This window comes from Streptomyces sp. 8K308, assembly GCF_004348315.1.
Classification (GTDB): domain Bacteria; phylum Actinomycetota; class Actinomycetes; order Streptomycetales; family Streptomycetaceae; genus Streptomyces.
Genome location: NZ_SMKC01000002.1, coordinates 74706 through 84650, shown reverse-complemented (window position 1 = coordinate 84650; position 9945 = coordinate 74706). Strand labels below are relative to the sequence as shown.

The following is a 9945-nucleotide window of genomic DNA, read 5'->3' as shown; positions in this document are numbered from 1 at the left end:
TTGATGGGGTAAGGCTCCCTGTAGACGACGGGGTTGATAGGCCGGAGATGGAAGCCTTGTGAGAGGTGGAGTTGACCGGTACTAATAGGCCGAGGGCTTGTCCATAGATGCTCGCGTCCACTGTGAAATTCGCTGTATGACCAGCAGAGGTGCCCTTGTAGGGTTCCGGTGGTCATGGCGGTGGGGAAACGCCCGGTTACATTCCGAACCCGGAAGCTAAGCCTGCCAGCGCCGATGGTACTGCATGGGGGACCGTGTGGGAGAGTAGGTCGCCGCCGGACATTTCGCCCCAATAGCTCAGTCGGCAGAGCGTCTCCATGGTAAGGAGAAGGTCAACGGTTCGATTCCGTTTTGGGGCTCCGCAGCAGAGCGTTGCACCACCAGAAGGCCCCCGCCATTTCGGCGGGGGCCTTTCTGCTATTTCGGGATCCGCAGGGTCAGGATCGCCATGTCGTCCGAGGGCGGGTTGGGGGCGAAACGCTCCACGGCACGCAGCACCCGCGCCGCCACCGCGCCGGCGGTGAGCCCGGTACAGGAGGCGAGCACGTCCGCCAGGCCGTCGTCGCCCAACATCCGCGTGCCCTCGCGGCGTTCGGTGACGCCGTCCGTGACGCACAGCAGCACGTCGCCCGGGTCGAGGCTGATGTTCTGCTCGAACAGCTCCAGGTCGTCCATGACGCCGAGCAGCGGCTGCGGGCTGGCGGCCGGCTCCACGCGGCCGTCGGGGGTGAGGCGCAGCGGCAGCGGGTGGCCGGCGCAGACCATCCTGAGGAGCGCGCCGCCCTCGGGCTTGGGCCACAGTTCGCCGTAGAGCAGCGTCAGGAAGCGGCCGCGCGGCCCCTCTTCGAGGATCGCGGTGTTGAGCCGCTCAAGGACCGCGGGGCCGCCGAGCCCCTCGCGGGCCAGCAGCCGCAGCGCGTGCCTGGCGAGGCCGGTGACCGAGGCGGCGAGCGGCCCGGTGCCGCAGACGTCTCCGATGGCGAAGCCGTACGCGCCCTCGCGGATGGGGAAGACGTCGTAGAAGTCGCCGCCCACCTCGTTGCCCTCGCCGGCGGCGCGGTAGATGACCTCCACGTCGACGCCTTCGATCTCCGGCAACTCCGGCGGCAGCAGGCTGCGTTGCAGGGACTGGCTGATGGCGGTGCGCTCGCTGTAGAGCCGTGCGTTGTCCAGCGCGAGGGCCGCCCGCCGCGAAAGGTCCTCGGCGAGCTCCAGGATGTCCTGGCGGAACCGCTCGTCCGTCGGCTTGCCGAGGGCCAGCAGGCCGATGACCCGGTTGCGGGCGATCAGCGGCAGCAGGATCGTCTCGCCGCCCACGGCCGCCGCGGTGCTCAGGCTGATGCCGGGCGGCTGCGACTCGTTGGGCTGCCGGCCCAGGCCGAGGCTGCGCAGCGAGGTGCGCAGCGCGGTGTTGCGGGCCGCGTCGGAGGGCGCCTGCCAGGGGCGCACGCCGAGCGTGATGTCCGGGTCGGGCGGGTCGACGCGCTCCAGGAGCGCCTTGATGCCGTCGATCCGGTCCTCGTCCTCGTGCAGCACGTAGGAGAGCACGGGCTCAGAGCCGGGCTCGGGGACGGTGTAGACCGCGCACCAGGTGGCCAGCGTGGGCACGGTCATCTGGGCCATCAGGGCCAGGGTCTGGTTGCGGTCGAGGGTGCCGGCGAGCAGCTCGGATGCCTCGACCAGGAAGGCGAGCGAGCCGCGGCGCAGCCGCTCGAGCTCGGTCAGGCGGGCGGACTCGACGGCCAGCGCGATCCGGTCGGCGGCGAACTGGAGGCGCAGCGCCTCCTCGTTGCTGTAGCGGCCCGGTGTCTCGGAGGCGACGCCGAGCGAACCGGTGAGCCGGCCCTCGACCTTGAGGGGCACGGTGACCACGGCGTGCATGCCGGTGCCGGAGAGCAGCGGCACGGCGCCCGGGGCGCCGGCCAGGTCGTCGTGGACGGAGGGCATGCGGGCGGAGCCGTAGCGGCCGCTGCCGGTCTCGACGGGGACGCGGGCGAAGCGCTGCCTGGCGGACGGGAGTCCGGTGGTGGCGCGCACCTCGAGCTCGGTCTCGTCGTCGGTGGCGAGCAGCAGGAAGGCCGCGTCGCCGTCGAGCATGTCCCTGGCGCGTTCGACGGTGCGCTGGAGCAGGCCGTCGAGGTCGTCCGGGGGCGGGGAGCCGATGAGCGCGTCGAGCGGGTCGCCGTGGCCGCGGTCGAGGCCTTCGCCGCCGGACTGCAGGGGCAGCCGGATGGGGCTCTGCAGGATGGCGCGTTCCTGGTCGCGGACGATCAGGCAGACCGTCGACGGGTCGCCCTTGGCGTCGCGGACCCGCAGGTGGCAGGCGTAGACGGGGACGGTGCGGCCTTCGGAGTCGCGCAGCCCGTAGCTGCCCTCCCAGCGGGAGAGGGCCAGGGCCTCGGCGATGCCGGTGCCGGTCCCGGGCGTCTGGGGCCAGGCGGCGAGGTCGGCGAGCGGCTTGCCGACGACCTGTTCCGCCCGGTAGCCGAAGAGTTCGGCGGCGTCGTCGTTCCACACGGTGATGGTGTCGGTGCGGTCGACCTGGACGACGCCGACGCGGACCCTGGTGTCGCTGACGGGCAGGGCCTCGTCGGGGAGCACGGGGCCGGCTGAGCGGGTGCCGACGGGCAGCACCTGCTGGTCGAGGCGGAACCACACGCACTTCTCGGCCGGGGTGTAGTCGACGCCCCAGCGGGCGGCGAGCGCGGCGCACAACAGCAGGCCGCGGCCGCCCTCGCTGTTGAGGTCGAGCTGGCCGCGGGAGACCTCGGCCATCGGGAGCTCGCGCTCGGGGTGGCGGTCGACGACCTCGATGCGGACGCCGTCCTTGTCGCGCAGGCAGCGGACCTCGGCCGTCGTGCCGGCATGGACCACGGCGTTGGTGACCAGCTCGCTGGTGAGCACCACGGCGTCCTCGATGAGGTCGGTCAGGCCCCACCCCTGGAGGGTGTCCCGGACGAAGCCCCGCGCGGTCGCGACCGAGCGTCCAACCGGCTCGAAGGTGGCCGCAGCTCGCGCGGTGATCACGTCACTCCCCCAAAGAAGCTCTCTCGTTTCCAGGCCTGGCGCCGCATGGCCGGCCGGAAGCCAGGTTACTGACGTCGGCGGCCACCATGGACGGCGCATCCGATGATTTCCCCCGGACCGGGAAAACAGTGCTATGCGATGCTGCCGAACTGTTATCGCCCGGTCGGTGGAGAGTGAAACACTGGGATGGCCCGACGCGAAAGCCCGGGTGGAACGGTCGATCCTGCGGGAGGGACACAGTGGTGTCTGAGGGAGCAGCGGCGCGCGCCGGCACGCGTGCGCGAACGAGGAGGTCGCGGGGCAGCGGAACGGTCGAAGTCGACGCCGTCGCCCTGAACCGGCTGCTCTCGGCCCTTGAGGCCATGCGAGACGGCAACCTGCGGAAGCGGTTGACGGTCACGGGCGAGGGGCCGATGGCCGAGATCGCCGCCGTGTACAACGAGGTCGCCGACCGGGGGCTGCATGTCACGGGACAGCTGGCCGGGGTGCGGCGTCTGGTGGGCCGGGAGGGCCGGCTGACCGAGCGCCTTGAGACCGGGGTCTGCGAGGGCGCCTGGGGCAAGGCCATCGACGATGTGAACGGCCTGGTGGAGGACCTGGCCGGGCCGCTGTCCGAGGTGGGCCGGGTGCTCTCGGCTGTGGAGGACGGGGATCTCGGGCAGCGGATGGAGCTGCGGGTGCCGGGGGAGCGGCAGGGCACCTGGCGGCCGTTGCGCGGCGAGTTCCTGAAGGTGAGCCGCACGGTCAACGGTCTCGTCGACCAGCTGTCGGCGTTCCACGACGAGGTCACGCGGATCGCGCGCGAGGTCGGCACCGAGGGAAAGTTGGGCGGCCAGGCCGAGGACCGCGGCATGTTCGGGCCGTGGCGGGAGCTCACGGACTCGGTCAACACGATGGCGCTGCGGTTGACGGCGCAGCTGCGTGACATCACCCAGGTGACCAAGGCCGTGGCCAACGGCGACCTGTCGCGCAAGGTGACGGTGCACGTCTCCGGGGAGATGCAGGAGCTGAAGGACACCGTCAACGGCATGGTGGACCAGCTCTCGTCCTTCGCCGACCAGGTGACGCGGGTCTCGACCGAGGTGGGCGTCGAGGGTGTGTTCGGCGGGCAGGCGAAGGTGGACGGCGTGGACGGGGTCTGGCGAGACCTCACCGACTCCGTGAACTCGATGGCCGCGAACCTGACCGCGCAGGTGCGGGAGATCGCGCACGTGACGACGGCGGTGGCCAACGGCGACCTGACGCAGCGGATCACGGTGCGGGCGCGCGGCGAGTTCGCCCAGCTGGCGGACACGATCAACGGCATGACGGAGACGCTGCGGGCGTTCGCGGACGAGGTGACGCGCACGGCGACCGAGATCGGCACCGAGGGCGCCCTCGGCGGCCAGGCGCGGGTGCAGGGCGTGGCCGGCACGTGGCGGGACCTGACGGACTCGGTCAACACGGCGTTCCGGAACCTCACGGCGCAGGTGCGGGACATCGCGCAGGTCACCTCGGCGGTGGCCAACGGCGACCTGTCGCGCAAGGTGACGGTCGACGTCCGTGGCGAGATGCTGGAGCTGAAGAACACCGTCAACCGGACGGTGGACCAGCTGTCCTCGTTCCAGTCCGAGGTCACCCGGGTCGCGCGGGAGATCGGCGACGAGGGTGTTCTGGGCGGTCAGGCGTCGGTGCTCGGGGTGGCCGGGGCCTGGAAGGACCTGACGGACTCGGTGAACACCGCGTTCCGCAACCTGACGGAGCAGGTCCGCAACATCGCTCAGGTGACGACGGCGGTGGCCAACGGCGACCTGTCGCAGAAGGTCACGGTGGACGTGTCCGGCGAGATGCTGGAGCTGAAGAGCACGGTCAACCGGATGGTGGACCAGCTGTCGTCGTTCGCCGACCAGGTCACCCGGGTGGCGACCGAGGTGGGCATCGAGGGCCGGCTCGGCGGTCAGGCGCAGGTCGAGGGCGTCTCCGGCACCTGGAAGGCGCTGACCGACTCGGTGAACGAGATGGCGTCGAACCTGACCCGGCAGGTTCGGAACATCGCTCAGGTGACGACGGCGGTGGCGCGGGGCGATCTGTCGCAGAAGATCGACGTCGATGCGCGTGGGGAGATCCTCGAGCTCAAGAACACCGTGAACACGATGGTGGACCAGCTGTCGTCGTTCGCGGAGCAGGTCACGCGGGTGGCCCGCGAGGTGGGGACCGACGGGCGGCTTGGCGGCCAGGCACAGGTGTCCGGGGTGGCTGGCACGTGGCGCGCGTTGACGGACTCGGTGAACGGCATGGCTTCCAACCTGACGGAACAGGTGCGGGCCATCGCCCGGGTCGCGACGGCGGTGGCGCGCGGTGACCTGTCACAGAAGATCACGGTGGATGCCAAGGGCGAGATCCTGGAGCTGAAGGACACCCTCAACACGATGGTGGACCAGCTGTCCTCCTTCGCCGAGGAGGTGACCCGGGTGGCGCGCGAGGTGGGCACGGAGGGTCGGCTCGGTGGCCAGGCGGAGGTGGACGGCGTGGCCGGCACCTGGAAGGACCTCACCCAGTCCGTCAACGGCATGGCCAACAACCTGACGTCGCAGGTGCGGCAGATCGCCGACGTGACGACGGCGGTGGCCGAGGGCGACCTGACGCGGAAGATCACGGTCGACGCGCAGGGCGAGATCCTGGTGCTGGTCAACACGGTGAACAAGATGGTCGACCAGCTGTCGTCGTTCGCGGAGCAGGTCACGCGGGTGGCGCGCGAGGTGGGCACCGAGGGCCGGCTCGGCGGTCAGGCGCAGGTGCGGGGCGTCTCGGGCACGTGGAAGGACCTGACCGACAACGTCAACCTGATGGCGGCCAACCTCACCAGTCAGGTGCGGAACATCTCCGAGGTCGCCATGGCGGTGGCCGACGGCGAGTTGACCAAGAAGGTCACCGTGAAGGCGAGCGGCGAGGTGGAGCAACTCGCCGACACCGTCAATCGGATGGTGGACCAGCTGTCGTCGTTCGCGGCCGAGGTGACGCGGGTGGCGCGCGAGGTGGGCACGGACGGCCGGCTCGGCGGCCAGGCCGAGGTGCCTGGCGTGTCGGGCACCTGGCGGGACCTGACCGATTCGGTGAACGAGATGGCATCGAATCTGACGGGGCAGGTCCGCAACATCACGATGGTCACCACGGCCATCGCGCAGGGCGATCTGACCAAGAAGATCGACATCGACGCGCGCGGGGAGATCCTCGAGCTCAAGGAGACCCTGAACACGATGGTCGACCAGCTGTCGCTCTTCGCCGAGCAGGTCACCAAGGTGGCCCGTGAGGTGGGCATCGAGGGGCAGCTCGGCGGCCAGGCGCTGGTGCCGGGTGTGGCGGGGACCTGGAAGGACCTGACGGACTCGGTGAACGAGATGGCGGGGAACCTCACCCGTCAGGTGCGGGGCATCGCCCGGGTGGCGAACTTCGTGACCAGGGGCGACCACAGCGTGCGGATCGACACGGACGCGGCGGGCGAGATCCTGGTGGTGCAGGAGAACATCAACCGGATGGTGACCGACCTGCGCGACACCACGCTCAAGACCAAGGAGCAGGACTGGCTCAAGAGCAACCTGGCGCGGATCTCGGCGCTGATGCAGGGGCGTCGAGACCTGAAGGACGTGGCCAGCCTGATCATGAGCGAGCTGGTGCCGACGGTCACGGCGCAGCACGGCGCGTTCTTCCTCGCGGTGCCGGCCGACGGCGACCTGGACGTGGTGGCGGGGCCGGTCGAGCACGGCAACTACGAGCTGCGGATGATCGGTTCCTACGGCTACGCGGCGGGGGCGCACGGGATGTCGTTCCGGCCGGGCGAGTCGCTGGTGGGGACGGCGGCCGAGGAGCGCCGGATGATCCTGTTCGGGCCGACGCCCGAGGGGTATCTGAAGATCTCCTCGGGGCTCGGTGAGGCGCCGCCGGTGCACGGGGTGGTGCTGCCGGTGCAGTTCACCGACCGGGTGCTCGGGGTGCTGGAGTTGGCGTCGTTCAAGCCGTTCACGCAGATCGAGCGCGACTTCCTCGAGCAGATGGCCGAGATGATCGCGACGAGCGTCAACACCATCAGCGTGAACACGCGGACGGAGCTGCTGCTGAAGCAGTCGCAGGAGCTGGCCGAGCGGCTCCAGGAGCAGACCGGCGAGCTCTCCGAGCAGCGCAAGGAGCTCCAGGAGCGGAACGCGGAGCTGCGCGAGAAGGCGGACCTGCTGGCGGAGACCAACCGGCGGATCGAGGTCAAGAACTCGGAGATCGAGGAGGCCAGGCGCGGGCTGCAGGAGCGTGCCGAGCAGCTGGCCGTCTCGATGCGGTACAAGTCCGAGTTCCTGGCGAACATGTCGCACGAGCTGCGGACGCCGTTGAACTCGCTGCTGATCCTGGCGAAGCTGCTCGCGGACAACGCGGAGTCGAACCTGTCGCCGAAGCAGGTGGAGTTCGCGGAGACGATCCACGGGGCGGGGTCCGACCTGTTGCAGCTGATCAACGACATCCTCGACCTGTCGAAGGTCGAGGCGGGCAAGATGGATGTGAGTCCGACCCGGATCGCGTTGGTGCAGCTGGTGGACTACATCGAGGCGTCGTTCCGGCCGTTGACGGCCGAGAAGAACCTGGAGTTCTCGGTGCGGGTGTCGCCCGAGCTGCCGGCGACGCTGCACACCGACGAGCAGCGGCTGCTTCAGGTGCTGCGGAACCTGCTGTCGAACGCGGTGAAGTTCACGGACACGGGCTCGGTGGAGCTGGTGATCCGGCCGGCCGGAGGCGAGGTGCCGGACGAGATCCGGCAGCAGATGCTGGAGAACGGCTCGGTGTTGACGGCGGACGCGCCGCTGGTGGCGTTCGCGGTCTCGGACACCGGGATCGGCATCGCGGCCAGCAAGATGCGGGTGATCTTCGAGGCGTTCAAGCAGGCGGACGGCACGACGAGCCGGAAGTACGGCGGGACGGGGCTCGGGCTCTCGATCTCCCGCGAGTTCGCGCGGCTGCTCGGCGGGGAGATCCACGCGGCGAGCGAGCCGGGGCGCGGTTCGACGTTCACGCTGTTCCTGCCGTTGCAGCCGACGGAGCTGCCGCCGCCCGGCTACGGGCAGTTGACGTCGGGGACGCTGGCGGTCGAGGAGCCGCAAGTCGAGTCGTCCGGGGCGGAACCGGCGGCCGAGGCGGCGCCCGAGGACGGCGGTGCCGAGGGGCCGCGGGCGTTGCCGCCCGGTCCCTCGGGCGGCGTCGGCGCCGCGTTCGGCACGGCGGCCGACCGGGAGCGGGAGAGCCGCAAGGCGTCGATCGCGGCGGAGCGGGCGGCCGAGTCGTTGACGCGGCGGCACCGTGAGCGGTTCGCGGAGAACGGGGCGCACATCGCCGAGCGGCGGGAGCGGCAGGACGCGGCCGAGGCGGGTGACCAGGAGCCGGTGCGGCGCCGTGTCTACCGGGACTTCCGCGGCCGGAAGGTGCTGATCGTCGACGACGACGTGCGCAACGTGTTCGCGCTGACCAGCGTGTTGGAGCAGAACGGGCTGCGTGTGCTCTACGCCGAGAACGGGCGGGAGGGCATCGAGGTCCTGGAGTCCAACGAGGACATCGTGCTCGTGCTGATGGACATCATGATGCCGGAGATGGACGGTTACGCGACGACGGCGGCGATCCGGCGGATGCCGCAGTTCGCCGGGCTGCCGATCATCGCGTTGACGGCGAAGGCGATGAAGGGCGACGAGGACAAGAGCATGGAGGCCGGCGCGTCCGCCCACGTCACCAAGCCCGTCGACACCGACCACCTGTTGACGGTCATGAGCGAGTGGATGGACGGATCGTCCTGATCGGCCCCGCGCGGGGCCCGGCGGGGGAACTCGCGGGCCCGCGTGGGCGTTTTGGGAATGAGCGCGGCGGATCGCGGGTGTCGCACGTCGCGCACCGGACGGGTTCGCCGGTCTCGGGTGCGCGTGGTATCGTGACGCAGCGCAATGCGCTGATCACTGGGTGCCTTGCGTTTCTGGCCGCTGAACGAGCGGCCAGAGGGTTTTCTGGTGAAGCGGGGGTTAGGCCGGAGGTGTTCGGCTTCTCGCAACGACGCGAGGGCCCCCGGAAGCCATCGCGTGCGGTTGCGCGGCGGGCCGGGCTCGCTGGCGTCGAAGCCGGCGTGGATGTCAACATGTCCGGCATAGGACCGGGCGGCGTGAGGGTGCCGTCCACAACGGCGGCGCTCGGCGGCGTCGCAGGGGCGAGGAGGACGGGCCATGGTGCAGAAGGCCAAGATCCTCCTGGTCGATGACCGGCCCGAGAATCTGCTGGCGCTCGAGGCGATTCTCTCGGCGCTCGATCAGACGCTGGTCCGGGCATCGTCAGGGGAGGAAGCGCTCAAGGCGCTGCTGACAGAGGACTTCGCGGTGATCCTGCTTGACGTCCAGATGCCTGGCATGGACGGCTTCGAGACCGCGGCACACATCAAGCGGCGTGAGCGCACACGCGATATCCCCATCATCTTTCTCACGGCCATCAACCACGGCCCGCACCATACTTTCCGCGGCTACGCGGCGGGCGCGGTGGACTACATCTCCAAGCCGTTCGACCCCTGGGTGCTGCGTGCCAAGGTGTCCGTCTTCGTCGACCTGCACATGAAGAACGTGCAGCTGCGCGAGCAGGCGGCGCTGCTGCGCCGCGAGTTGGACGGCGGGCAGGCGCCGGCGGACACCGAGCGGGGTTCCGGTGGGCTGCTCCCCGAGCTGTCGGCACGGCTGGCCGCGGTGGAGGAGCAGGCCGAGGTGCTGTCCAAGGAGCTGGCCGAGTCCGGCGGCGGGGCCGCGGTGTCGACGGCCGCCCATCTGGAGCGGAAGCTGGCCGGGCTGCGGCGGGCGCTCGACGCCCTGCAGCCGGGGGCCGACGGGGCGGAGCCGGTCGACTCGCCGGCCTAGTGCGTGGCGGGTCTGACGGCGT

General features: G+C 70.4%; 3 protein-coding genes, 1 tRNA gene and 2 rRNA genes. 5 read left to right on the top strand and 1 reads right to left on the bottom strand.

From position 1 onward, the window contains the following. From E1265_RS00815 to E1265_RS00805, 3 genes are all read left to right on the top strand, one after another. Positions 1 to 105: ribosomal RNA gene (locus E1265_RS00815) — 23S ribosomal RNA — on the top strand; the annotation flags it as partial. Between the two features lie 59 nt (positions 106 to 164). After that, positions 165 to 281: ribosomal RNA gene (rrf, locus tag E1265_RS00810) — 5S ribosomal RNA — on the top strand. A gap of 5 nt (positions 282 to 286) precedes the next feature. Then, positions 287 to 359, top strand: a tRNA-Thr gene (locus E1265_RS00805). Between the two features lie 58 nt (positions 360 to 417). On the opposite strand, the gene E1265_RS00800 is transcribed toward E1265_RS00805, so the two are convergent. Next, complete coding sequence (locus E1265_RS00800; protein ID WP_132928235.1) at positions 418 to 3027, bottom strand: SpoIIE family protein phosphatase; 2610 nt, start codon at positions 3025 to 3027, stop codon at positions 418 to 420. Between the two features lie 242 nt (positions 3028 to 3269). Between E1265_RS00800 and E1265_RS00795 the strand changes: the two genes are divergently transcribed. Together E1265_RS00795 and E1265_RS00790 are read left to right on the top strand one after the other, a co-directional pair. Next, entirely contained in the window at positions 3270 to 8831 is a 5562-nt protein-coding gene (locus E1265_RS00795) for a HAMP domain-containing protein (protein ID WP_243740441.1), read from the top strand. 417 nt (positions 8832 to 9248) lie between these two features. Beyond that, complete coding sequence (locus E1265_RS00790; protein WP_132928233.1) at positions 9249 to 9923, top strand: response regulator; 675 nt, start codon at positions 9249 to 9251, stop codon at positions 9921 to 9923. The last annotated feature ends 22 nt before the right edge of the window (positions 9924 to 9945 follow it).